The following is a 26,195-nucleotide window of genomic DNA, read 5'->3' as shown; positions in this document are numbered from 1 at the left end:
CCCCAGCCGTGGTCTATTGGCTGAGAAAAGAAGAAATCCAAACCGATCAGCAGGAGCAAAAAGTAGCTTAAATTACACCGAAATCTGTCCAAACATTGGGGAGTAGCTCAGTATTCTGCAGCTTCGAGGTGTCCCCTTAAAGACAATTCCAAGCCACTGACCCCCCGTACTAGCGTCTGGCCAAGCAGTTTCGTGAAAATATCCACCGAGTTTGAAGAGGTGATTGCGATGATCAGCCCAAGCGAAATTGCCATAAGCGTACCGAAGCAAGTCAGAATGCATGTAAAGATTCGATACTTCAGCTTCACTGCTTCGTCCCTCATTTAGGAATGATCAGTCATTCGATAGCTATGCGTGTCCGACGTTTCAATGATGGTCCTACCAGCCATAGATGCGCCGTCCCCGGCCACGATTGCGTGATGCCACCTGACTTGTTGACGGGTGTATCTTGAGTATGAATGAGCCGATTTCATCTTCGCGTTCATAAACGTCAGAGGATCTTTGAGCATGAGCGGATTATTTTGGGGGATCTAGCTTGCGTTATCCTTCACGCCCGCGACTATTGTCATTTACCACTTGTGAGCCCTGGCTTTGCGAACAAACGCTGGTAATTTATTTCTTTCGCAAAATGGAACAGAAGAAGTGCAAAAGCGATTGTTCGTTCATATCTCGTTCATGTTCGCTTAATGATTGCATCATTTGAGCGTCAGGCATTGCGGTCAGTTTCTGGGCAAATTGGTTTCGTCACAACAATCCACAACTTAGGAGGAACAGATGGAAACCTACGCGACACTCAATTTCGCTTCCGTGCGGCACAAAATCAAATGGGCGTTCACGACACGCCGAGTGTTGCGGGAGGATATCGCAGGGCTTGCCCCACTCACACCGACCACCCTGCGAGCTGGCGACCTCATTTTGTGTGAGGTCGCCAGCATAGGACAGCACAAGAAGATCCAACAGGAAAACCAGCGCATGTCGGTGATGTATCCTGGCGATTTGGTGGTGGTCTGCCTCGGCGACCGGTACGCACCGGATCAGTTCCTCGGCGCGGCGAAACTGACCAGCGATATGCTCGATCTTCTGGCTGGTGGCGGCCTTGCTGGTACCATGGAAGCGAAGCACCATTCAATGTCGAAACCCACGCAGCTGCGTCCGATCGGTGCTCTGGCGGATCGTCACGGCAAGGTGGTCAATATTGATCGCTACGCAATTGGGGCAGCAACAATCCCCGAAACAATGACGGTGTTCGGTGTCTTTGGCGCGTCGATGAACGCGGGCAAAACCACTGCTGCGGTCTGTCTGGCCCATGGCCTGATGCGCGCCGGGCACAAAGTGGCCGGGATCAAGGCCACGGGAACAGGGGCGTTTGGCGACTTCAACGCGTTTGAAGATGCCGGCATCCCGGCGAGCGACTTCACGGATGCAGGCTATGCCTCAACTTTCCGCGTGCCATTGAAAGAGATCGAAAAGGGCTTTGACGCGCTGGTCGGGCAAGCGGCTAGGACAGGCGCAACGGTAGCTGTGGTCGAAATCGCTGATGGCGTGTTCCAGAAGGAAACCCGCGAAATCCTTCAGGACTCCTCGATCATTCGCCGCATGGACGGCTTGCTCTTTGCTGCTCCCGATGCGCTTGGGGCGGTTGGCGGCACGCAGCTGCTCTCGACCTACGGCCTGGCACCCTTCGCCATCTCAGGCATGGTCAGCCTCTCGACCCTCGGCGCGCAAGAAGCCGGGGACGTTACAGGTCTGCCGGTGCTAACCCGGGAAGATCTGTGCACGCCGAAAACTGTCGCTGATCTGACCGCCCATATGATGCGCGGTGCCCATGCGAACGCCTTCTCGGAGGGAGCGGTTGCTGCATGAAAGTCCTGAGACTTCCCAACCCTTTTGCCCGGCCTCGCGGTCGGGCAATCGCCGTCATTGTTGCCCTCGGTGTGCTGCAAGCGGCTTGTCTGTTTCTCGCGGCGTTTGCGACGCGCGGCCTCTTCACGGCGTTGCACGGAGAGGCTGGCATTCCGCTGGTGCTGGTCGGGCTTTTATGTCTGGCGGCCGCGGTGACGGCAGCGTGCCAGGCCCTTGCCCGAACAAGGGCAGAGGCCATTGGCCACTCCTTTGCGATTGAGTTGCGTGAGGTGGTGTTTTCAGCGGTGGCGCGATTGCCAAAGGATGTCCGGGATCGCCGCAGTATCGGTGGTCTGTCTCTGCGATTTGTGGGCGACATGAGTGCCGCTCGGAGCTGGGTCGGACTTGGACTGTATCGGCTGATTGTTGGAGCATTGGTGGCGCCATCGGCATTCGTCTGCCTCTGGTGGCTTGATCCGCATCTTGCGGTGGCGGGCGCTGTGCCGCTGTTGGTCGCCGTGCTTCTGATGGCCGGGCTTGGTTTGATCCTACGCCGGCGCCATCGTCGCCTGAGGAAAAGCCGCGCGAAGCTAGCAATCTTTGCTATGGAGCGCATCATGATGTCGGATGCGCTGGCGCGGCTCGGCCGGTTGCGTCGCGAATTGAAGGCTCTGAGGAAAGAGGGCAAGGCGGTTGCAGACCATTCGGTGCGGCGTGTGAGCCGTGTTTCGCTTTTGCGCGCACTTCCTGATGCGGGCCTTGGCTTTGGAGGTGCCGCCATTCTATGGACAGCGCTGACATACGGAATTGCACCGGGAACTGCGGCCGGAGCGCTGGCGGTCCTTGGGATCGCAGCATCCCCCATCAAGGAAATGATCGGCGTGTGGGATCGCTATGCAGCCTGGAACGTCGCGCGTGGACGTTGCAAGGCGCTGTTTGCCAACGCGACAGATACGTCTCAGATGTCCAAAGTAAAAACCCCGGTTGGCGTGCGGCTCAAGAAAGACGGTGACACGCGGTTTTTCTGTGTGGCAGGTCGCGTAACCGGTTTGTCTATCCCGGATTTTGATGATGCTGTGGATGCCATGCGCTGCATCGTGTCAGGTTCCGAGATCGACGGCTGGGCGGCGGAGTTTGACAACGGAACAACTGGCATTCCGCAAGTGAGTTTCGTGAGCGATGAGCCGTCGCTGTTGAAGGGATCGCTGCGCCGCAATCTCACACTGGCCTGCAGGCGGCGCCCGTCGGATGTCGAGATCGAGACCTGTGCCACCGACTTGGGGCTGGATCGTTTGATAGAACGGCTTGGTGGTCTTGATGGAAGCGTCGCGGAACGTGGCACGAACCTGACCGCGACAGAAAAGCTGAAAATATCGGTGGTGCAGGCCGTGCTGGCTGATCCGGCTTGTATCGTGATCCAAAGCCTTGTCTGGTCGCACGTTTCCAATCGCGATAAGCTACTGCCGAGCCTTGGGAAAACCGGCGCGACGATTGTTCACACCCTAGGGGCACGGGACGCGCCGGGAACGCAGGTCTGGCTTTCTGATGCGGGTCGCATCGAGGGCCAGGCTGCGGCAAAATGGGGTGATAAAGGGGGTGACCGACAATGCGCCTGACAAGTGTTGTTACGGGATACACATTCGGGGTATTTTTGATGGCGCTGCTCAGCGGTGGCTTGGTCTTTTGGGCGATTGAACGTACGAGCGATCATATCGACCGAATGGAGTTGGCGCAGGCCTCTTATGAAGCTCATTTACGGCTGTCGTCCAACGGGTTTCAGCTGTTCAAGCACTACGGCAATACGCTTTTGACGCCAGAGGTCGAAGATGAGGCTGAAACGCGGGAACTAGCCGATCAAGTGCGTTCGGACATTGCGGTGATCAGGGGTATCATTGCCGCCGAAATCGAGACGGTGGGCGAAGAGGAAATCGAAGAGCTAGAGCTTCTTGAGCGCTTGGAATCAAAGATCGAAAACCTCATTCTTCAGTTCGAGAGGCGCACCTCGATAGAGACATTGGAGACTGCCAGCGCTCGCTGGAAAGCCTTTGTTGGACTGCTCGGTGGAGATACCGAAACCGGGTTCCGGGCCTTGATGTCTGAAGCGCTGGAAGAAGAACAGGAAGAGGTTGCAGAGACACGTGATGAGCTTGCAAGCGAGGTATTCTGGGCGAAAGTGATAGGAGGCACGTTCGTCTTTTTGGCAGCTGTGCTGACACTTGGGGCCTTTCGGTTTTTCCATGAGAAGATTACGAATCCCCTGCAAAGCCTGCTCAGTGGTGTCGAAAATATGGAGCGCGGTGACCTGGAAAAGGAAATCGCTGTTTCCGGTAGCCATGAAATCGATCAGGTGTCTGCCTTGCTGAATTCCATGGCAGGTAAGGTTCGTGAGCGTCACCAGAGCCTCGAAGACAAGAACACTGATCTGGAATCGGTTGTAAAACAGCGCACGAGCGAGCTGGAACGGCTGCTGGAAGAGGCTCGCGTTCAATCCGGGGGCCGTCAGCGGCTTTTGTCGGATGTCAGTCATGAGTTGAAAACGCCGCTCACGATCATCCGTGGCGAGGCCGACATTGCGCTGCGCAATAAGACACCCGATGTGGGTGAGCTTCAGGAAGCCTTGCGTCGCTCCAAAGCTGCGGCCGAACACACGACAGCGATCGTTGATGATCTGCTTCTGATTTCCAGGCAGGAAAGTGGTGAACTGCAACTAAAGAAAGAGGCCAGTGATCTGACTCGAATCACGCAGGATGCGGCGGCCCTGTCCCCGATTGTGTCTGAAATCGCCGAACCAGACGGGTCTATTCCGGTGACCGTGGACCGGCTGCGGATACGGCAAGCCTTGCTCGCCATATTGCAGAACGCCAAAAACCATGGCGCAACATCCACGACAATTACGTTGCGAAGCGAGGATGACATGTGCTGGATTTCGGTGGCAGACAATGGACCGGGTATGAGTGACTCTGAAAAGCAGAACGCCTTTGCCCGGTTCTATCGTGGGTCTAACGCGGCGGGAGGGCGTGATGCTGGCTACGGTCTGGGATTGCCTATCGTGAAATCCATCATCGAGGCACATGATGGGTCGGTATCTCTGGGCGACAGCGCGTCAGGCGGTTTGGATGTCGTGATTTCCTTGCCTATTCGCGCTCCATTGAGGTCCGTGTCATGAATATTCTGATCGTAGAGGACGAAGACGGCATTGCGGATTTTCTGGTTCGGGGTCTGAGGACTGAAGGCTTGACCCCGACCCGGGCACCTGATGGTGAAACTGCGCTGGATTTGCTGACCGAAGACAGGTTCGATGTGGTGATCTTGGATATCATGCTGCCGGGGATTTCGGGTCATGAAGTCTGCACTAAGATGCGGTTTCGCAAAGACTTCACGCCTGTTCTGATGTTGACCGCACTTGAGGCAACCCATGAAAAGATTGCCGGTCTCGAAAAGGGCGCAGATGACTATCTGGCAAAACCCTTTGACTTTGATGAGCTGCTGGCTCGGATCAATGCGCTTGCGCGGCGCAGCAAGGAGTGGATCTGTGGGTCTGATCCCGAAGATGAGTCATGCCCGCTCCGTCTGGACAAAGACGCGCAGTGCGTCTTCGTCGACGGAGAACGGCAGGATCTTTCCTCCAAAGAGATCGCCATCATGGCCATGCTGATGTCTAACAAAGGCAAGGTCATGAGCCGGGAGCGCATCCTGAACTCTGTTTGGGGCGCGACGGCCGACCCGCTGACCAACACGGTGGATGTTCATGTGGCGCGGCTTCGAAAGAAAATTGCGCCACATGGCGAAATGATTGCCACCGTGCATGGTGCTGGTTACCGATTTGGATAGGGCTGAGTGTGACGAAGGTTGATGTGTAACTGAACGTCTTGCGTGTCGCGTACGTCCGCGCGCGCGGATTCATCTCACATCTAACTGAGAAGGAAGTAACAGAGAATTAACGACCAATTTTGAGCATCTATTTCAACGCTCCATCTTCGCGAAAACTGCGGAAGCGCTTCAATCGGCGCAATATGAATTACTGGTGTGATTGAACCAACTGGTCCAAAAGATATGAGGTTATGACACGCGAAAGGAGACAGACCATGATCCCAACAATCCTGGATGATCTTGTCGACCAAATCCGCCAAGCTGCCGCATCAGAGGATCGCTCCACAGCTATTAGGGCTTTTCTGGAGGGAAGTCTGTCACAGATGGATGAACTGGCAGGCGCCATCGCGGCACCGGAAGAAGACGAGGTTATGCTGTTCGAGGATGAAAGCTGCTCGATCTGGACCTGTCGCTATGGCTCGGATGTCGTTTTTGCACCGCACGAACATTGCATGTCGGTACATATCGCTGTCTATCGCGGTGCCGAGGTCGAAGTTCTTTACAATAAAGAGCCGGGGAAACTGCGCCACGGCGGCAACCGTATTGTTAAGGCAGGCGAGGTTGTACGCCTTGGGCCCGAAGCCATCCACGCGATCACGGCGGATGGCAAAGAACAAAGCTGCGCTATCCACGTCTATGAAGGTCCATTGACACAGATAGAAAGGGCACTCTTTGACTGGACCACCGGCGATGAAATCGAGTTCACAATGGAGAACTTCCATTCAATGGCGCGTCGCAAGGCGGATATGGCAGAGTTTGACTAACCTCGGTAAGCAAGATTGACCCCATGAAGATAACATCTGTTGACGTCTATTTCCTCGATGCCGGAGATCAGCAGGGTATGCGCAATCCGGTCGTTTGTCGCATCCACACCGACGAAGGCATCTATGGTGATGGTGAATGCGGCATCGGCTATGGTGTCGGCTCGACTGCGGGGTTCGGCATGGTGGCCGATCTGGCCGAGATGATCATCGGCATGGACCCGATGGAGAACGAAGTCATCTGGGACCACATGTTCAAGGAAAGCATCTGGGGCCAAGGCGGTGGCGGCGTGGTGTTTTCGGGTATCAGTGCCCTCGACATCGCGCTGATGGACATCAGGGGCAAGATGCTGGACCTGCCCTGCTATCAGCTGTTGGGCGGCAAGTTTCGCGAAGATCAGCGCGTCTATGCCAGCCAGCTGCAATTTGGTTGGGACGATAGGATTGGCCCGTTCGGCAAGGCGTCTGACTACGCCATGATCACCGAGTACGCTATGGCGCAGGGCTATGACGCGGTGAAGATCGACTTCACGATGTACGATCGTGAAGCAAATCTTATCCCGAAATCCGCTTTTGAGGGGATCGTGCCGAATGCGCTGCTGGCGCTGGTTGATGAACGATTGGCCGCGATCCGCTCTGCCTGCGGTGATGAGGTGGATATAATCGTCGAGAACCACGGTCGGACAGATGCCCCTGGCGCCATCGCCATTGGCGCGCTTTGCGATAAATATCGGTGTTTCGCCTATGAGGAGCCCACCACCCTAATAAACCCAGAGACGCACAGGTTGGTGCGGGAAAAGGTGAACACTCCGATTGCCTCGGGCGAGCGGATCTACTCCCGCTGGGGTTTCATGAACTATTTCCGCGAGCACGCGATCCAGCTGATCCAGCCGGATATTTGCTGCGTAGGCGGGTTGACCGAGGCCAAGAAGATTTGCGACATGGCGCAAGTGTTTGACGCCACAGTGCAAGCACATGTCGCCGGCTCGCCAATTTCGACCGCAGCGGCGCTGCATTTGCAGGCGGCGATCCCGAATTTCTGCATCCATGAACATCACTTCCGCTCTACACATCCCGACGTGGTTGCCCTGTGCAAACACGACTACCAACCGGAGAATGGCCGTTATCGCGTACCGGAAAGGCCTGGTCTGGGGCAGGAAATCTCAGACAAAGCAATCAGGGGAGCGTTCATGCACAAACGTGTCGCTTGAACTAGCTGAATTGGAGATATTCAGTCTAACCGAAGGGCTTTCGAAACAGATGGTTAGATGCAAGAATCAATTTCTGTATCAATTTCTCGGGATAGTATTAATCAATTGTTGAATCTGAGATTTTGGTGATCTTTTTCAAAAGGCTGACGACTTGCTTGCTCTCGTCCGCTGAAAGCATCTCAAGAGTTTGGTCGTTTACTTGCCGAACGATTTTCGGAAGTTGCATCGCTTTTGCGCGCCCAGTATCTGTCAAGAAAATTAGAAACGAACGACGACTGTCCGGATCGGGTCTTCGTTCAGCATAGCCAGCTTCGACCAGCGCGTCGATGTTTCGGCTCGTGAAATAGTCCGGGAAATTGAGTTTTTCACCCAAAGCCCTCTGGTTGATCCCATCTTCGTCGGCGAGAAGCATCAAGTTGGCGAACACCTTTACGTCGACGTCCACTTCCTTCAGCGCGTGCTTCATCCGAGCGTCGATTTCGCGGGCTAATGTCTGGATCAGAAACCCGAAACTGTTTTCTCGAATGTGCTTTGTGCTTTTCATTTGGGTCATCAGGAATGCGCTCCTGATCATGGCCTTAATCCCTAATCTTGCATCCTGCAAGTGTTGCAGTGATTTTTGCATTTACAATGATTGTAAGTGCAAGTATTGCGATTACAAGTCAAGCAGCAGGTTGAGTCGGTGTTTATCAGTCGAAATAGCTGAGGTGCCGCGCTCATAGCCAAGATCATGAGGAGTGCGGGCGATGCTCAAGCGGCAGGGTGTTTTGTTGATCTTAGGTTTGATCGCAGTATTCGGGCTTCTGCATGTCGTGTTTGCGCCAACGGATCATGACCCGAGAACTACCGCTACGACCCTGCTAGGTGGGGGTGCGTTTCTCCTGATGACGTGCTCGGTAGTGTTGTCCACGCGCGCTCCGGTTCTAGAAGACTGGTTTGGTGGGTTGGATCGAATGTACCAGACCCATAGAGTTGTCGGGGTGCTTGCCGCCCTGTTCGCGCTTGTTCATTTTTTTGGCGTACCAAAGGAGCTTCCGGCGGGCGTTGATCCTGTGCAAAACCCGCTGGTTCCTTCTGCTCCGCTTGGGATGCTAGGACTTATCTTTCTCGTAATCGGTCTGTTCATCGCTTTGAACAGAAAAATCCGATATTCCTTCTGGCGACCCACACATAAGATCATGGCGCTTGTTTATGTGCTTGTGATCGGACATTTCTTCACGGCACCTCAGATCTTCTTTGTGCAATTTAGCCCCTCCGGTTTGCTGCTGCTGGCCGCAGCGACGTGCGGTGTGGTCTGCCTGATCTATTCAGTTTTCGGGATGAACAAGAGAACTGCGGCACCCTACACAATCGAGGCTGTTAATGCGCTTGAACGGGCCACCGAGATCGTCCTTAAACCAACAGGACCGCACCTTGACTTCAAGCCCGGTCAATTTGCCTTTGTTGAGATTGCAGGCAAAGGGTGGAGCGAGCCTCATCCTTTTACAATCTCAAGCGCTCCCAGTGATGGGCACTTGAAATTTACTATCAAGGTTCTGGGTGACTGGACGCGCAAGGTGCGCGAAGAACTGCAGCCTGGTGGTCACGTCAATGTTCGTGGGCCATACGGGCGATTTGATGCAACGAAGGCTGGAGATAAGCAAATCTGGCTGGCTGGTGGCATTGGATTAACTCCGTTTCTGTCAAAAATCCGAGCTATGGAGTCTGGGGATTCCCGACAAATCCATCTGGTTTATGCAGCTCGCGAATCGCAGGATGCGATTTTTCTGGATGAACTTCGTGATCATGCTGCCCGATTGGGGAACGTCACGTTGGTGCCCTTGTTCTCAGACGAGGGGAACTTTGCTCGCGTAGACATGATGAAGCAGAAACTGCCCGATCCCTTGGATAGCTATGAGTATTTCATGTGTGGTCCAAAACCGATGGTGGACGGTTTGATGAAAGACCTCAAATCCGAAGGCGTTCCACGCAGCAAGATTCACACCGAGGCATTTGAGTTCCGTTAATCACCAATTAATCAGGCTGTATTTCCATGAAAAAGCTTCTCTCATTCATCGCTGAGATTGGAACCATCATGTATGTGGGCGGCATTCTATCCCACATTGTAATTGGGGCCATCAACGCACATCCATCTCCCGAAACAGCTGCTGTCATTTACCACTACAAGCTGCAGAGCGCTTACATTCTCATTCTGCCCGGTCTGGGTCTGAAAATCCTGGTCGATCTGATCCTATTCTTTGGCTTTGCAGAACGCGCCTGGTGGATGCGGATAAAACTTGCGATGACGGCCTTTCTAACAGTCAATGCGTTCGTTTTTCTGGTCCCGATGATGCCGGAACTGCTGGAGATGGCTAAAGCCTCAATCCCAGACGGCGAACTGAGCAAGGCTTTTCTCGACCGTGAAAACACCGAGAAGCTGGTTGGGATGTCGAACGTGATCCCGTTGGTTACAGAGATGATCATGGGCGCGTTCCAACCGAGGATTTCAAAGGTTGAACGGATGCAGTTGGTAGAACGGGCTTGACCACAACCTCTCAACCCTCAAGACGCCGAGGAGTAGTCAAATGAACTTCCGACCCCTGTTGTTTCTCCCCCTCTGGCAATTGGCGTGGGCGGGTTCATGTGGCTAACCAGTGAAGACGCGGCGGAAGTAACACCTCCGGCCGAAACAGTAACGGTCGTGCGCACGATGGCGCTGACCCCAACTTCCGCAGTGCCGAACGCATCCGGGTATGGTCGCGTCACTGCCGTGGACAGCTGGCAAGCAATTTCGCAGGTCGATGGGCGCGCAACCTTCGTGTCTCCTGAACTCGAGGTTGGGACAGTTATTTCAAAAAACACGGAAATTTTGCGGGTTGATCCCCGGGACTACGAAATCTCACTAGCGAGGGCGACTGCATCCCGAGACAGCGCCCAAGCTGCATTGGATGAACTGGAAGCGACCGAGCAAAACACGAAGGCTTCGATTGAACTGGAAACCCGCCTTTTGGATGTACGCAGGGCAGAGTTGGCGCGGCAAGAAACCCTGTTGGAACGGGGAAGTGCATCCCAGTCTGTTGTCGATACAGCTATCGGTAATTTACTCGCGCAAGAAAAGATGGTTCTGAATCTCGAAAATGCGCTGCGGTTACTCCCCGCGCAGCGCGCCTCGCTGCAGGCTACGATCGACACCCGTGCTGTCGAAATCGAAGAAGCCGAGCGAGCATTGGCAAACACGACCATTACCACTCCACTCACAGGGCGTGTTGTAGCCAAATCGGTGTCACCGGGACAGTTCATTCGTTTCGGTGACACCGTAGCCACAATAGAAAGTACCGCCGCATCGGAAGTCACGGCAGAATTCCAAACTCGCGTTCTTGGCAATTTGTTCACAACGCTACGAGGTATTGAACCCGCCGAGGCGCTGCGAGGTATGGATGTATCTGATGCCTTTGATGTGTTACAGAGCTTTGACCTTCAAGCAGAAGTGCGCATGTCTGTTGCAGGCGAAGTTTACGCATGGCCAGCTGAGCTTGTTCGGTTTGACGGCAGCGCAGACCCGACAACGGGAACGGTTGGTCTGGTTGTCCGAATAGAAAGCCCAAGCGTACCAAACCCCGACAGACGCGGGCCACCGCTTTCAAATGGCACCTTTGTTGAAGTCCAAATATCTGCGCCGTCCGCGCTAGAGGCACTGCGTGTCCCTCGCGCTGCTTTGCACACCGATGGACCAACCCGCTTTGTCTATGTTCTGGACGATGAATCCCGGCTCGAGCGGCGGGAGGTGGAAACTGGTTCGGTTCAGAACGACGAGGTCATTGTCCACAAAGGTCTCGCAATCGGCGATCAGCTCGTCTTGTCCGACCCCCGACCTGCAGTCATTGGTATGTTGCTGGAGCCTGTTGAGGAATCTACAGGCCAAGAGTCATGATCGCATACTTCACACGGCATCCCGTCGCAGCAAACCTCGCCCTGATCGCTGTCTGTTTAATCGGCCTATCCACACTGCTGGACATGGAGCGTGAAAGCTTCCCGGAATTCACTGCGTCCGAAGTTTCGGTCTCGGTCGAGTTCCCGGGCGCGTCGGCCAGCGATGTGGACGAGCAGATCTGCCTTATTCTCGATGAGGCGTTGGGAGCAGTTAACAATCTGGAAGAGATTGAGTGCCTGTCCGTTGAAAACCTGGCGACGGCCACCCTCACAATGGCGGAGAACGGAGATATCGGGCAATTTTACAACGATATCTCATCAGAAGTCTCCAGTATTAATGATCTACCGTCAGAGGCCGAACTTCCGTCGGTCAGCATTCTTGGTCAAACGGAAGTGATCGCATCTGTAGCGGTTTCGGGGATTGAAACACATGATGGCCTGGTTCAATACGCTGACGCGTTTGCGGAAGAATTGGCCAATTTGCCAATGATCGCGACCGCCGAGGTCACGGGCATATCGGAAGCTGAATACCGTATTTCGTTTGATCAGCTTGCATTGCGACGGTTTGGGCTCAGTCCGAAGGACGTTGCTGACGCTGTTGAGGCGCGCAGTCTGCGCGCGCCCTTAGGTACAGTTGCAACGACGGGGCGCGAGATCACCCTGCGCTACTTCGATGCGCGCCGTTCGGCAACCGACCTGGAAAACTTGGTTCTGGTGGAGACGCCGGAAGGCGGGATCGTGCGGCTGGTAGATGTGGCCGAGGTTATATTGTTTGAAGCCGCACCAGAGCAGCAGTCTTTTATTGACGGGGATCGGGCCGCAATCATTCAGGTCAGCAAACGCAAAACCGATGACGCTATTAAGGCCTTTGCACAGGTGTCTGACAAAATTGCACAAGAAGAAATGCGGTATCCTGCGCCGTTCCGAATTACGGTCGTCAACAATTTGACCGAAACCGTTGAGACCCAGATCAATCTGGTTCTAGGCAATGCTGTCCAGAGTTTACTGCTCGTGGTTTTGGTCATGTGCCTGTTTTTTTCCGTGTCCGAAGCGATCTGGATTTCATTCTCGCTGCCGTTTTCGTTCCTCGGTGGTATTTTCCTCATGGGTCTGGTCGGAGTGACGATCAACACGATCTCTTTGATCGGATTGCTGATGGCAATCGGTCTGATCATGGATGACAGCATCGTCATAGCGGACAATATCGCGAAGTGGCGCCAGAAACTGGGGCCTAGAGAAGCTGCTATCAAAGGCGCTACGGAAGTTATGCCAGGTGTGCTGTCATCCTTTCTAACCACTGCGTGCGTGTTTGGCCCGTTGATGTTTCTTTCTGGTGAAACCGGAAAAGTGCTTCAGGTGATCCCGATCGTGTTACTGCTGACGATGATCACCAGTCTGATTGAGGCATTTCTGATCCTTCCTCATCATATGGCTCATACACGTGCCGATGCGGTCAAAAATGCCCGGCGTTTTGTTCCACGCTTGTTGGATCGCTCGCGCGATGGGTTCTTCATTCCAGTCGCTTCGGCTCAGCTACGATGGAGGTACGCGACCTTGGGATCGGTCTTTGCGATCCTAATCCTGAGCATCGGAATGTTGGCATCCGGGCTAGTTAAAGTCGTCGGCTTTCCAGAGACCGAAGGCGACACGGTTGAGGCGCGTATTGCCTTGGCTTCTGGATTACCCATTGAGCGCACTCAGAATGCTGTGGCGCAACTGATTTCGGGTCTGCAGCAAGTAGATACGGAGCTGACGCCTGGAACAGAAGAGGCTCAGCCTCTAGTCGAGCGTATTCTGGTTCAGTATTCGGTCAATCAAGACGTCAAAGACAATGGTGCCTATACGGCTACTGTTACCGCAGATTTGCTTGAAAGCGATTTGCGCAACGTCGCTGCAAATGACGTACTGGCCCTTTGGAAACAAGCTACGGGACCTCTGCCGGATCTGGTTCAGAGCAATTTCACGCAGATCGCGGCTGGCCCCGGCGGAGACGATCTGGACGTGGAACTCGCCTCACACGATCTTGAGAATTTGGAGACTGCGACCAATGAGCTACTTAAAAGGCTGATCGATCGAGATGACGTGACCGAAGCCTATCAGGATTTTTCGAAGGGCCGATCTGAGATTCGACTTTCGCTGACGGAGTTCGGCTATGTCACCGGGCTGACCCCACAGGGTGTAAGTGCGCAACTACGGGCTGCGTTTTCGGGAACCGAGACAGATAGCTTCCGTCAACAGTTTTCAGATGTCGCAATCCGCGTTGAGCTTGGCGACTCAGTGCCAACACTTGCCGATCTGGAGCAGTTCCCAATTACAATCCCAACCGGTGAGCAAGTGGCACTATCGGGCGTTGCCAACATTGAACTTACTCAAGCCTACGCGCAGATCACCAGAAAGAACGGGCGAGCCATTTCCCGAATTATTGGAAAGATCGACCGCCGAGCGACTACTTCAACCGCTGTCTCGGCCCTCGTCACAGACCAAATCGGGCCTGATTTGCAACAATCGTACCCCGATGTCTCGATAGGTATCGGGGGTGCCACGGAGGAGCAGCAGAAGACGCAGGCCTCGATTTCTACTGCGCTGCTAACGGGCCTTGTCGGAGTCTATCTGATCCTCGCCTTTCAGTTCCACAGCTACACCCTGCCGTTCATGATTATGCTCAGCATTCCTTTTGCGTTAATCGGGACCATTTTTGGGCATTTTGCTCTGGGTATCGACATCTCAATGCCGAGCTTCATCGGCTTTGCTTCGTTAGCGGGTATCGTAGTGAATAATGCTATCTTGTTCCTGACGTTTTTTGAATCAGAGATCGAGGATGGCGATTATCTGAACGCAGCGATTGACGCGGTTCGCCATAGGTTCCGTCCCGTGGTTTTGTCCTTTGCAACAACCTTCGCCGGGTTGATGCCTATGCTTTTTGAAACCAGCCCACAGGCTCAGGTCCTTGTCCCATTGGTGGCGGCGGTAGCTTTTGGTCTGCTGGCTTCAACACTGCTCGTGATCTTCGTCTTCCCAACTGTGATTGGGATCTATTTCGACTTTGTCGATGTCAGAAAGTGGCGTGCAAATCGGCAGGGCCACAAGAATAACAGTTCAACACTGGAGCCTGCCTAACGTTCCAACGGCCGAGAACCGGAATGCTGAGTAACTTTCTATTCAATTATTTTGGCCTGTTTCGAGCCTTGGCTATGGCGTTAACGGATGGACGGTCGCTGCACTTGCTCGCAATGTCCGCGTCACTGGTCTTTGTCAGTACTTGTTTTTACGTACTCGTCGAGGGTTGGAGCATTTTGAACGCGATGTACTTCTCAGTCGTCACCATGTCGACTGTCGGCTACGGTGATATTGCGCCCATCACCGCGGCGGGAAAGGTCTTTACGATGATCTTCACTGTTGCTGGCATTGGGATTTTCGTGGCCACGATCACAACCATTGCCACCATCTTTGTTGCGAATTTCAAGGTGCGCAAGTGACTAGTGACAGGCTGAACCTCATAGCCGCCGTTCATGCTTTCCACAGCATTCGAAGGAATGAGATATACGGGCGCGCCACGCAACCGCTTCCAAGCCTTCTTGATATTCAAAGTTAGTCCAGAGGCTGATGAAAATGGGTCCAATTGAGTATTTTTCAGCCTTTACCTTCGTTGGTTCAATTGTTGTCTTAGCGCTTGTCAGCTATCTCTTGGCGCGTTTGGCCTTTCGCAAATGGATTGTGGAGGACGAAACACGTGAGTTGGCAGTCTCTGTCCTGTTTCGGATTGGTGCCCTGCATGGATTGGTTCTGGCGCTTGTATTTGCGCAGGATCTGGCGGGAGTACGCAATGTTACGCAAGCTGCGGCGCGAGAAGCTTCACTGGTTAGCGACATCTACCATGACGCCGAACGTTACGGGCATGTCGAAACACATGCGTTGCGGCAGAGCTTTGCCCGATATGCCTTGATCGTCACGGAAGAAGAATGGCCACAACTCGCCAATAAAAAAGAGCTTTCGGAACTGGCATGGCAACATTGGGAGACAGGATATGCCCTGTTGCTGCGGATGACCCCTGAAACTTCCGAACAAGCCCGTTTACACCAGTTCATGCTTGAAGATGTTCGAGAGATATCTGAACTGCGTGAACGACGCGAGAATGCAGCGCGTGGTGCATCAAGGGCGTTGTTCAGTATGGCTGCTCTTGTGGGTATTGTTCTAATTTCAGCGGCCTTTTTTACATGGCCCGCGACGGCATTGAATTTAACACTGGTCTCCATGTTCGCAGCTTATTCTGGGCTGATCCTGTTCATGACCGTTTCTTTTTCCAATCCGTTTGAAGCGCCGGGGCGGGCTCCAACATCTGGTTTTGAGCGGTTCTTGACTATTGAAGTACGAGAGATGGCAGCGACCGGTTTTGATCAGGAAAACAGCGATTAGTGTCGCGGTTTGAGAGTATCTGGGCGGGAAATCGAAGATTTCAGCCGGAACCAAAAAAGGCCAATGCCTTAGACGAACACCTGGAATTTCACTTTTGCAGGAAAGGAGTCTTTTTGGCTAGGATTGCAATGATTGCCACGATCCTGGACAGAAATTTCAAACTTCAAGAGTAGGGTTTTTACTATGCGGGCCGGAATGATTAAGGCACCCATCCAGCCTGTCGCATCTGAGCGATAAGCTTCTCTGCATCTTGCGGATTTTGAAACAGGTGGAGCATGAGTTCTTCGATCCGGCTATCTGGCCAGGCTTCATTGTATTCCTTAACTAGTTTTTGCGCCTCTCGTGTTCTCCCCGACGCCTGTAGAGCAGCGATCAGATGCGCGGTGTTGATCTCACTGACCGGACCACCCGATGCGGCAGCTTCCATCAGGTGTTTTGCGGCCTCGTTGTAGTTTCCAGTGTAGAAACTCGCATTGCCAAGCACGTTTCGCCAGGGAAAACGCGACCCTCGCCGGTTCAGGTGCAAACCCGGGTCTGAGTTGGCGACAGCCCTTTCAAAGTCACCTGAAAAAAAAGCGACGATCGCGTCGATTTCAAGTGTGATCAAGTCATCCGGGTCCAATGAGACTGCGCGCTTGGACAAGCGGTTTGCGTTATCGAAATCCCTCTCGAACATCAAAAGGAATGCCATGGCAGATTGGCTCCAGCCTTCTGCGGGAGCTAATCGCGATGCTTCCTCGGCGTATTGTCGCGCCTGCTCGAACATCTGATCGCGGGATGGCCCATCTGTGGCTAGTCCACCAAACATAGCTGCGGCTTGCGCAGCTCCGGCATATCCACCGAAATAATCCGGGTTTAACTCGATGGCTTTTTCAAAAAGCGTTAGTGCAGCAAGCAGGCGCGTCGGCTGCGTTGCCGGAAACAACATGCCGCGCGCTTCCTCGGCGAGATTGCGCGCTTGAAGTGCAGTGGGAGACTCCTCAAACAGGGCCGCTCGTTCTGCGTTTTGACGAGAGTCAGGCTGAGAGTTTTTCGACACCTGATTTGGGTCATTTCCCGAAATCCACAAAATGATCGCAGTAATCGCCGACAAGCCAAATGCACCGGCACCAAGAAAATACAGTCGAACATAACTCTTATTTAATTCGGTCTCGTTTTTTTGGCTCTGTGCAACTTCAAACTGAGGCGTATAGCCACCCTTGGCGACTTGAATTCGCAGCGGATCTTTTGCCCCTTCGTCTGAATAGTACACTTCCAGTCTGCGCCGCAGACGACCCGCGTCGACTCGCACTACATTCGCGGTTGAAATGTCCTTCTGAGACTTCCGGCCATAAACGTCCTGAGCAATGTTTTTTCCGCGTATTTTGTCGCCGCGCCCGGCAGTACTTTCCAGAACAATGTATCGCAGAAACTCTTTGAGGCGGTCAGCCCCAGCGAAGGCTTTACTCGACACGACACGGTCCAAGGCACGCACAACTTCATCGCTGTCCAAAACGATCTTACTTTGACCTTGCATTCCGAATCCCAAATCCATGAATAACAACATAATATCATGAAGTTACGAATTCAGTGTAACCGTAACATGCCATATTAAACTATACCTAATTTTCTCATTCAAATATTCAATCCTTGTCCGCTAGTTCCCGGAGGCCTGCTGTGGAAATCGAAGAATTGTGGAGTGCTGGGTTAGAGGAGTGCTTCGAGAATGGGTTTGAACACGTTTGCGCGCTCTATCAGCGGGATGAAGTTTTTGCTGAGATGTGCCGCGACTTTGTCGAAATTCACAAACTGAGCAATCTAGACCACACCACAGATGTACATGTTCTTGAGTGCTTGATTGGGCTCAGACAAGAAATCCAATCCCACTTCCAGAGCGTACAATCATCGATCACTCCAAACCATTCGTAGAGAACTGGCAAAGTCAATCAGAGGAAATGTAAGAGTATGAAACTAACCTGGTTAGCAATTGCTCCTATTGCCTTGGCAGCGCAACCGCTGCTGGCACAGGAAGTACCGATCAATCATGACGCTGAGTACTACATCCTGCAATCGCAACGCAGCGCACAATGGGCTGAGGATGATGCTGCCGTTGATGATGCGCTGGCAAGCTTTCGCGAGGCGAACGGTGGGAAAGCGCCAAATATCATCAGTGTTCTGATTGACGACCTGGGCTTTGGCGATATGGGCATCCCGGAATTGAATGCGCTGCGCGGATATGAGACGCCAAACATAAACGATTTCTCGGACGAGGCGATGCGTCTGGTGCGCATGTACACCGAGCCGTCTTGCACCCCAACCCGCGTTGCACAAATGACTGGCCGCTTGCCGGTTCGAATGGGAATGGGCGACACTGCGGTCGATATCGCGGGCTTTGGCCTGCCGGGGAACGAGGTCATCCTACCGGAAGTTCTGAAACAGGCCGGGTATGCCACCAGTCACGTTGGCAAGTGGCACATGGGTGACATTGCCGAGAGCTGGGCCATGAACCAGGGCTTTGACTATGCCCAGATGGCGGTGCACCAGCAGGGTCAGCTTACGATCTTCAATGACGACGCCATCAAAGAGGGCGTGTCGGTCGCGAACAATGATTACTTGCCGACATACACATTGGACGCATTCTTCCGACCCGATGCATCGCACATGATGACAGTCATCGAAGGCGAAGCCGGAGGCCCGATCCGTGAGATTCGGATGGAAGAAGGAGAGCGATGGAACGCCGCCAAATATGGCGAAATGAACCAGGCGTTCCAGGACAAAATGATGGAAGAGCTGTCCCGCCTTGCAGGTGGGGAAGAGCCATTCTTCCTGCAATACTGGCCGATGCTGCCGCTCGACAACACGCGAACCGGTCGAGAAGGGCCGCAGTCGCCGAATGGGGGCCTTTATGCGGACAAGATGCAGTTGGTCGACCGTTGGTTGGGCGACATGTTTGATGAAATGGAGGAACTGGGCATCGCTGACAACACCATCGTTGTGGTGATGGGTGACAATGGCCATTTCACCAAGTATTCGCCGCAATCCGGCTATACCCCGATGATCTTCCGTGGCGGCAAATCCGATACGACCGAAGGGGGGGTACGTACAGATGCCTTTATCCGTTGGCCCGGGATGATCGAGGCGGACAGCATGCTGAACAGCATCATCCATGTGTCTGATATCTATACAACGCTGGCACGCTTCGCGGGGGCTGATGAGTATATTCCACGTGACCGGCTTGTAGATGGTGTGGACCAGACAGCGTCAATCCTGTTCGATGATGAGCAAAAAGGACGCCGTGACCATGTCATCATCTATTCCGATGATAAGCCAAAGGCCATTGTAAAGGATCAGCTGAAGCTGAAGCTGCCGCCTCCAGGCGAGAACCCGATCGTGGCGAAATTCTACAACCTGTACCACGATACACGCGAGGAATACTCGGTTTCGACAGAAGTCGGCGCATGGGGTGGCCAGGAATTCGTGCGTATTCTGGCTCGGCACAAAGCGCGTAAAGAGAACTATCCGGACACACCACCCGCTTTTGGAATGCCCTACGAAGGTATAGAGAACATTCGGCCAGAAACACAGGCCGCAGTTGATGCCTTTATCGTCCGCAAGGACTCTCCCAATCAATGACAGAATTCCGGCGGCCCTGATCTTGGGCCGCCGGGCCTCTAGTTGCCACACGAAGATGGAGAAGTTGTTTGAAACAGCTCATTAGCACTACCGCGTTGACCGCGATCATGACTTGTGTCGCAGGGCCATCCTTTGCTGATCAAAATAATTGGGACTTCCGCGCGTTTATCTATCTCTGGGCGCCTGAATTGGGTGGTGCCACGGTCACCGGCGAAAGCATGACAGTGAGTTTCTCAGACTTACTTGAAAACCTTGATTTCGGTCTGATGGGAGCACTGGAGGCAAACAACGGGCCGATCTCAATATTAGGCGATTTTCAGTACCTCGATGTAAGCGCAGATCAAGACACTGCCGTAGGACCCGGCATCCCGGCCAGCGCTGATGCGGAAGTTACAGGTTTCGTATTCACCGGCTCCGTCGGGTATGACTTCAGACATGCGCAGGATGGTCAGTTGGTCGGTTTTGGTGGCTTCCGCTACCTCGACATGGACACAACGGCGAACCTGGCCGTTGGCAACGGTTCACAGCGCGTTTCCGGGTCAATTTCCAACACTGATGCCATCGTAGGCGTGCGAGGCGTCTTCCCAATAGCAGATCGTTGGGCCTTTTCATTTATTACCGACGTTGGCGGGGGTGATAGCGATCTGACCTGGCAGGCAGGTATCACGTTCGACTACCAGATCAACAATTGGAACCTGAGTTTTGGATACCGCCATCTCGACTGGAATATCGGGAATTCAGACGTTGTGAGTGATCTCTCATTCTCCGGGCCCATAGTCGGCGCGAAGCTCTCGTTTTAATGCCGTGAAAGAAACAACGACAACCGACTCCCAACTAAGGAAACCCGTGTGAATGGCCTTCCTATTGCCGACGGAGCTGATTGGATGATGAATACCTGATGAGGCACATTAAATGCTGATTGTTTTGGCACTGTATTTCGGGCTCGCCTGGCTCGTGTTCTCAAAACTCCGCCTGTTACCGTGGAACGCTGTCTCTAAGACTGTCATCTATGGTGGCAGTATTCTCATCGCGTTGGTTGTCATCGGGGCATTGAATCATACGACACCCACAGGAACGGCATCCGTTCAAGGCGCGGTGATCAATATAGCGCCCAACGTTTCTGGCCCGGTGACGGATGTGGCTGTGAAGCCCAATCAACCGGTGGCAAAGGGCGATGTGCTTTTTCGGATCGACAATACCGAATACTCCGCAGAAGTGGCTCGGCTTGAAGCCGCTCTTTCTTCTGCGCAGGCTGAAGCGGACCAGTTGGGCCATGACCTGACAGCCGCCGAAGCTGATATTGCATCACTTGAAGCCCAGCTAACCTTTGGCATTGCGCGGCGCGATGACATCATCCGTCTCGCAGACCGGGGCGCGTCTTCAGAGTTCCAGCTACAGGAAGCCGTTTCCACAATTGAGCAACTTGAGGCGAACCTGCGCGCAGCTGAGGCCCGAAAAGCGGGCCTTGAGAGGCGTATCGCAGCGCAGGTGGATGGCGTTGATGTAGGCGTTGTCGAAGTGGAAAACATGCTGGCTCAGGCCCAGTGGGCGCTTGAACAGACGGTAATTCGCGCGCCTGCCGATGGTTTGGTGACGGGGCTCTCGCTCAGGCCCGGAAACCGGGTTACGACACTGCAGGGCGCGGTCAATTTTGTGGTTCCGGGAGATCGCGTCCTGATTGCGACCTTGCCGCTGAGCAGCCTTGAGAACGTCTCCGCGGGTGACAAGATCAGGATCGCGATGCGTAGCGCTCCAGGCCAGGAGTTTGAAACAACCATCCGAGACATCCCTCCCGCGACAAGCGAAGGAGCACTTGATACAAGGAGCGGCCTCCCCTCCCTCCGTGAACTGGCCGGATCTTCAGAATACATCGTGATCGCAGACATTCCGAGCGACCTGAGTGACAAGACGACAAAGCTTGGTGCGTCCGGCACGGCCTTGGTAATTACCGAAGGGGCAGGAGCGATTTCCGCGCTGGCGGAAATCTTGTTCTGGATCACAAAAAAGCTGAATTACCTATGATCAAAGCGATGCAACAGGGGCATGTCCATGTCGGTAACGATTAGTTCTTGCTGTGCCCCAAGTCCTCAAAATAATGCGATCCCGGGAGCATTCGCTCTAAGAGCCAGCGCCGCAGCGCCGATGCTAGATGGGACAGTCGAAATCCCTGGCGGCAGCCCAATCGTCGGCACGGCACACCCCTTGATACCTGACGATGGAGAAGAGACGCGGCGGTCCAAGCCACTCAAGCCATTTCGCATCGGTGCGACAGCAGTCACCAATGAGCAGTTCAAAAGGTTTGTCGATGAAACGGGATACGTCACGGATGCACAAAGAATTGGATGGTCCTTCGTTTTTTGGCTCGATGTGCCGGATGATACCCCTAACCCTCTCGGCGTTGCTGGTACGGAATGGTGGCGTCGCGTTGAAGGCGCCAACTGGCTTGACGTAAACGGTCCCGGCACGTTTGAGACTGCCTGGTTTCCGGATCATCCTGTTGTACAGGTCTCCTGGAACGATGCGCGGGCTTACGCAACTTGGGCAGGTGGCCGACTGCCGACCGAGGCTGAGTGGGAACATGCGGCGCGCGGCGGGCTGGGGGATGTGAGATATCCTTGGGGCGAAGAAAACCCGAACGATCATGATTTCTTTCCCTGCAATATTTGGCAAGGCACTTTCCCGCATCAGAACATTGAGTTGGATGGCTACGCAGCAACTGCGCCTGCTTCGTCGTTCGAGCCAAACGGCTATGGTCTTTACAATGTCGTTGGGAATGTTTGGGAGTGGACTGCTGATCCATACCGAATTCCCTCTTTGAAGAAAAACGTCCGCAAGAAACTCGATCGGATGAAAGGCTTTCGACTGCTGAAGGGTGGATCGTACCTTTGCCACGCGACCTATTGCTGGCGGTATCGAATTGCGGCCCGGTCGGGTAACACGCGGGATAGCACCACCACACATCAGGGCTTCCGCATGGTGTTTGATGTCTGAGTGTTCGTCATTTTCCAATCTCGCGACTGGTGCGGTTCTACCGTCCTGGACTTCAGGGGAAGGACATGCGGACGAGGTTTGAATGGAGGCTTTCTGGCGCGGCGCAAGTGATGCACCGGCAAGTTAAGTGGGAGGAAGAAATGCAACTTATAAAGGTAGTCACAGGAATCGCGATAGCTGGATTTGTACATCTGTCACTAGGGCAACCCGTGAATGCTCAGAAGCTGCTGGACAAAGTCACAGAAGGCGTTTCTGGCGTCGCCAAGAAAGTCGGAGATACCGCAGAGTCGGCAAGCGAAGCTGTTGTGGATGCGACCGAAAGCATGACAGCAGCTCAAATTGACAATGGCGTCAATGAGGTCCTTACGCAGCTCTACGCAAGCTCACCTGAGACCAAAGAGCTGTCTGAGAAGGCTGTTGCAGTCTTGGTGTTTCCCAAGATTACCAAGGGCGGCCTGATGGTTGGGGGGCAATATGGCGAGGGAGCTTTGCGGGAAAACGGCAATACGACCGGATACTACAATATTGCGGGCGCATCATATGGGTTTCAGGCGGGTGTTCAGCAATTCTCTTACGCCATGTTTTTTCTAAATGACAGGGCTCTCGAATACCTTAGCAGCAACAATGGTTGGGAAGCAGGTACTGGTCCAACGCTGGTTGGTGGCGACCAGGGATGGTCGGCATCGATGGGCACAAGTGACCTGAATGGAGACATCGTTCCCATAGTCTTCGGCCAGGAAGGTCTGATGGCAGGCACGAGCCTTCAGGGAACGAAGATCAGCAAAATCGAAAAGTGATCCACACTGTAGCTACTCGGGGTGCACTACCGTTTTGGACGAGGGGGTCGGACATAGCCATGTCGATGAAACTGAATCTTCTTTGCGTTGCTTACTTGGCCGCTTTTGCAACAGCCACGCATGCGCAGAACGCTGTCTCGGAGCAAGATGAAAGCGTTGAAACCACAGCAGAAACAACCGACGCGACAGAAGACGCGGATTTGTTGACGCAAGCGGAACTGGAAACGCTTGTCGCACCCGTTGCCCTTTTTCCCGATACCGTCCTGACCCAGTTGTTCATCGCGGCGACGCAGCCCCTCGAAGTGGTGAAAGCAGAACGCCTTTTGGCCGAGAATGAAGGTACCACCGCAGATGAGCTGACCCCGCTGATCGAGGCGGAAGGCTTTGACGAAAGTGTGGAGGTGTTGGCCATAGGCTTTCCCGAGGTCATATCAGGCATGGCGGCCAATATCGACTGGACCGAAACCATGGGGCTGGCGATGCTCGCGCAGACTGAGGACGTCTTGGCCGCAGTACAAACCATGCGTCAGACTGCGATCAATGCCGGCACGCTTGTTTCCGGTGATGAAATGACGGTGACGCAAAATGCAACGGATGCTGTCGTTATTCAGCCCACTGATCCCGAGGTTGTCTATGTCCCGCAATATGACACCGAAACAGTTTACGTGGAGCAGGAAGACACGACCGGCGACGCACTGCGCAACATCTTATTTGCGGCAGGCACAGTCTATCTCATAAGCGAGATTTTCGATGATGATGATGACCGGTATTACTACTGGGGGTGCCGCAACTGCGGTGGATGGAACGGACGCCCAATCATCGGCAACCCGAACACACGTCCGAACATCGACGGGGATGTTAATATCGATATCGACATCGAAAACTCCCGAAACACTGTCTGGCGTCCCGATGATGACCGCAAAAGGGAAGCCCGTCGCGAGATTAACGACACCCGGCGCCCAGCAAACGGCACTGTTTCCACGTTGCCCGCAAAGAACAAGCCGTCCCGTACTGATGAGCTAAGGCGCGACCTGAAGGCCCGCCAGCAGGGTGATGGTGTTCTGAGCAACGGGCCTGCGCCAAACCCACAACCGCAAATCAGCCAACCCCCTGCCAGCCCACCTGCAAACGGCAGTTCGCGCCCCGCCCTAGGAGACGCAGGTGGTGGCACTCGTCCCGCTCTGGGAGGTGGAAGCGGAGGCCGTCCCAAACCCGGCAACCGCGCTGGTGGAGGCGACAGGTCCATCAGGCGCTAGTCCAGTAAGATTTAGCAACCAAATCGGAGCGGTCAGAGTAATCTAAATCAATGGCGCATGTGCACCCAACCGACTTTAATAGCGCGATCAAGCGGTGTCTGCGTGGCGCAGTTCCGAGCTTACTATTACTTCAAGGTGTTCTCTCGTTTGCTGCGAGCGCAAATGAAACCGCTATCGAAGAAAGTTTCGGACCGACCCTCGAACAGGAGACTAATAAGGCGTATGGGCTACGAAATGGCTCTTTTCTTGCGGTCCCGGTTCCGTTCTCAAATCCACTTTTGGATTCAGGTCTCGCTCTTGGTGCCGGTTATCTTTTCCAAACCTCTGCGGCTTCGGATACATCCTATTTTGGTCTCGGTGCCATGAGATCTTCCAATGGAAGCGAAGCCTATGGTTTGGCTGGAGATTTGTCGTTCGGAAGCGGGTGGAACTTCGACGCAACGCTAGCCACAGCGAACTTAAACTATGACGTTTTCTTTGGCGGCACCCGCTTCCCACTGGAACAAGAAGGTCAATTCGTGGAAGTCGGCTTTGATCGTGATTTAGGTCGTAACTTTTCGATAGGTGCAGGCGTTCGCTATCTGGAAAGCACGATCAATCTCGCGGCTGATGATGAACGCGTTCCTGATGAATTGCTTCCGGATCTTACTGGCGAGTATCTGGCCCTTAGCCTGCGTGCTGACCGAGATACACGGGACGACAGCGATTATCCGACAACAGGAACAAACCTGAGTTTTGAGCTAAACCTTGCAGACGTTATTGAAGGGGTAGAACGAAGCTACACTTACGCGTTTGCCAACTTTGATACTTTCCATTCGTTGAGCAAAAGATCGGTGTTGGCAACCCGCGTGTCTGCGTGTCAGGCCTCAGATGAAACTCCGTTTTTTGACAAATGCTCCATCGGCTTCACAGATGGGTTCCGCGGTTTCACCCCGACTGAGTTCTTCGATACTAACTTAGTCTCGACGCAGATTGAGTATCGGCAGAGGCTGAGCGGTCGGTTCGGTTTTGTCGTATTTGGCGGCATCGGATGGACCGGATCGAGTTTTTCTTCACTAACAGACGATGGAAATCGGGTAGCAGGTGGTCTGGGACTGCGGTATCGGGTTTCCAATGACTTTCCGATAGACTTTTCGGTCGACCTTTCGAGAAACAACCAAGGCGATGATTTTGTCTATGTCTATGTCGGGCAGAGTTTCTAATGACCGACTTATGTGTCGAGAACTTATCCGGTCAAACACCGGAGGCATGCTGAGGTAGGTTCCGGTGGTGGAGCTGCCGACAATACTTTGTCGGTTTCTGCACTACCCCGTGGTGACCTTCAAGATAACCTCTATTCGATGCAATTGGTGCTGCATCGTAAGCGGTGCGTGACGGTCACCTTCCAGCCTTTAGCTTGATCTGGGATTTCACCTCGGAGTGATTTTGCGAGGTGAGTTTCTCCATGGAGACTATGAGAGAGTTTCTCATTGGGTTGGGTGTTGTTTTCTCAACCGATGGGACACGGCGGTGGCCGGATGATGTGAAGGCGCG

General features: G+C 53.8%; 21 protein-coding genes. 19 read left to right on the top strand and 2 right to left on the bottom strand.

The genetic code is table 11. The features are described from left to right. Positions 1–774: 774 nt before the first annotated feature. From ACR0AP_RS19925 to ACR0AP_RS19900, 6 genes are all read left to right on the top strand, one after another. The gene (locus ACR0AP_RS19925; protein ID WP_480508903.1) at positions 775–1,863 is read left to right on the top strand and encodes a hypothetical protein; all 1,089 of its coding nucleotides are present in this window, start codon (positions 775–777) and stop codon (positions 1,861–1,863) included. Next, the gene (locus tag ACR0AP_RS19920; protein ID WP_480508901.1) at positions 1,860–3,458 is read left to right on the top strand and encodes an ABC transporter transmembrane domain-containing protein; all 1,599 of its coding nucleotides are present in this window, start codon (positions 1,860–1,862) and stop codon (positions 3,456–3,458) included. The genes ACR0AP_RS19925 and ACR0AP_RS19920 overlap by 4 nt, the downstream gene beginning before the upstream one ends. Continuing rightward, complete coding sequence (locus ACR0AP_RS19915; protein ID WP_480508899.1) at positions 3,449–5,008, top strand: sensor histidine kinase; 1,560 nt, start codon at positions 3,449–3,451, stop codon at positions 5,006–5,008. The genes ACR0AP_RS19920 and ACR0AP_RS19915 overlap by 10 nt, the downstream gene beginning before the upstream one ends. Then, positions 5,005–5,673 carry a response regulator transcription factor gene (locus tag ACR0AP_RS19910; protein ID WP_480508897.1) on the top strand — a complete coding sequence of 223 codons (669 nt, stop codon included), beginning with the start codon at positions 5,005–5,007 and terminating at the stop codon, positions 5,671–5,673. Before ACR0AP_RS19915 ends, ACR0AP_RS19910 begins: the two co-directional genes overlap by 4 nt. A 254-nt stretch (positions 5,674–5,927) precedes the next feature. Then, a complete protein-coding gene (locus tag ACR0AP_RS19905) occupies positions 5,928–6,476 on the top strand; it encodes a hypothetical protein (RefSeq protein WP_480508895.1) in 549 nt (182 codons plus the stop codon). 23 nt (positions 6,477–6,499) lie between these two features. Next, positions 6,500–7,684, top strand: coding sequence for a mandelate racemase/muconate lactonizing enzyme family protein (locus tag ACR0AP_RS19900; protein ID WP_480508893.1), 1,185 nt, complete (start codon positions 6,500–6,502; stop codon positions 7,682–7,684). 97 nt (positions 7,685–7,781) lie between these two features. Here the strand turns inward: ACR0AP_RS19900 and ACR0AP_RS19895 are convergent, their stop codons facing one another. Next, entirely contained in the window at positions 7,782–8,237 is a 456-nt protein-coding gene (locus ACR0AP_RS19895; RefSeq protein ID WP_480508891.1) for a MarR family winged helix-turn-helix transcriptional regulator, read from the bottom strand. 193 nt (positions 8,238–8,430) lie between these two features. Here ACR0AP_RS19895 and ACR0AP_RS19890 point away from each other — a divergent pair, with 193 nt between their 5' ends. The 6 genes from ACR0AP_RS19890 (at position 8,431) to ACR0AP_RS19865 (ending at position 16,006) form a co-directional block, all read left to right on the top strand. Further along, positions 8,431–9,690, top strand: a complete 1,260-nt coding sequence (locus tag ACR0AP_RS19890; RefSeq protein ID WP_480508889.1) for a ferredoxin reductase family protein — start codon at positions 8,431–8,433, stop codon at positions 9,688–9,690. Positions 9,691–9,716: 26 nt separating this feature from the next. Continuing rightward, positions 9,717–10,208 carry an enoyl-CoA hydratase gene (locus ACR0AP_RS19885; protein ID WP_480508887.1) on the top strand — a complete coding sequence of 164 codons (492 nt, stop codon included), beginning with the start codon at positions 9,717–9,719 and terminating at the stop codon, positions 10,206–10,208. A gap of 96 nt (positions 10,209–10,304) precedes the next feature. Then, entirely contained in the window at positions 10,305–11,594 is a 1,290-nt protein-coding gene (locus tag ACR0AP_RS19880; RefSeq protein WP_480508885.1) for an efflux RND transporter periplasmic adaptor subunit, read from the top strand. Continuing rightward, positions 11,591–14,710, top strand: a complete 3,120-nt coding sequence (locus ACR0AP_RS19875; RefSeq protein ID WP_480508883.1) for an efflux RND transporter permease subunit — start codon at positions 11,591–11,593, stop codon at positions 14,708–14,710. The genes ACR0AP_RS19880 and ACR0AP_RS19875 overlap by 4 nt, the downstream gene beginning before the upstream one ends. A gap of 23 nt (positions 14,711–14,733) precedes the next feature. Then, positions 14,734–15,069, top strand: a complete 336-nt coding sequence (locus ACR0AP_RS19870; RefSeq protein ID WP_480508881.1) for an ion channel — start codon at positions 14,734–14,736, stop codon at positions 15,067–15,069. 133 nt (positions 15,070–15,202) lie between these two features. Continuing rightward, positions 15,203–16,006, top strand: a complete 804-nt coding sequence (locus tag ACR0AP_RS19865; protein ID WP_480508879.1) for a bestrophin-like domain — start codon at positions 15,203–15,205, stop codon at positions 16,004–16,006. 199 nt (positions 16,007–16,205) lie between these two features. Here the strand turns inward: ACR0AP_RS19865 and ACR0AP_RS19860 are convergent, their stop codons facing one another. Continuing rightward, the gene (locus ACR0AP_RS19860; RefSeq protein ID WP_480508877.1) at positions 16,206–17,540 is read right to left on the bottom strand and encodes a tetratricopeptide repeat protein; all 1,335 of its coding nucleotides are present in this window, start codon (positions 17,538–17,540) and stop codon (positions 16,206–16,208) included. A gap of 410 nt (positions 17,541–17,950) precedes the next feature. On the opposite strand from ACR0AP_RS19860, the gene ACR0AP_RS19855 reads away from it, so the two are divergent. From ACR0AP_RS19855 to ACR0AP_RS19825, 7 genes are all read left to right on the top strand, one after another. Beyond that, a complete protein-coding gene (locus tag ACR0AP_RS19855) occupies positions 17,951–19,618 on the top strand; it encodes a sulfatase-like hydrolase/transferase (RefSeq protein WP_480508875.1) in 1,668 nt (555 codons plus the stop codon). A gap of 68 nt (positions 19,619–19,686) precedes the next feature. Then, the gene (locus ACR0AP_RS19850; protein ID WP_480508873.1) at positions 19,687–20,418 is read left to right on the top strand and encodes a hypothetical protein; all 732 of its coding nucleotides are present in this window, start codon (positions 19,687–19,689) and stop codon (positions 20,416–20,418) included. A gap of 112 nt (positions 20,419–20,530) precedes the next feature. Next, positions 20,531–21,640, top strand: coding sequence for an HlyD family secretion protein (locus tag ACR0AP_RS19845; RefSeq protein ID WP_480508871.1), 1,110 nt, complete (start codon positions 20,531–20,533; stop codon positions 21,638–21,640). Between the two features lie 120 nt (positions 21,641–21,760). Then, positions 21,761–22,609 (top strand): formylglycine-generating enzyme family protein, encoded by an 849-nt coding sequence (locus ACR0AP_RS19840; RefSeq protein WP_480508869.1) that lies wholly within the window; start codon positions 21,761–21,763, stop codon positions 22,607–22,609. Positions 22,610–22,674: 65 nt separating this feature from the next. Continuing rightward, complete coding sequence (locus tag ACR0AP_RS19835) at positions 22,675–23,406, top strand: lipid-binding SYLF domain-containing protein (RefSeq protein ID WP_480508867.1); 732 nt, start codon at positions 22,675–22,677, stop codon at positions 23,404–23,406. A 59-nt stretch (positions 23,407–23,465) separates the two neighbouring features. Continuing rightward, positions 23,466–24,662: a DUF3300 domain-containing protein gene (locus ACR0AP_RS19830; protein WP_480508865.1), complete on the top strand. Its 1,197-nt coding sequence runs from the start codon at positions 23,466–23,468 to the stop codon at positions 24,660–24,662. A gap of 50 nt (positions 24,663–24,712) precedes the next feature. Next, entirely contained in the window at positions 24,713–25,864 is a 1,152-nt protein-coding gene (locus ACR0AP_RS19825) for a BamA/TamA family outer membrane protein (protein ID WP_480508863.1), read from the top strand. Positions 25,865–26,195: the final 331 nt, after the last annotated feature.

This window comes from Ruegeria sp. AF7 (assembly GCF_056541885.1).
This window is presented reverse-complemented; position numbering and strand designations above follow the sequence as displayed.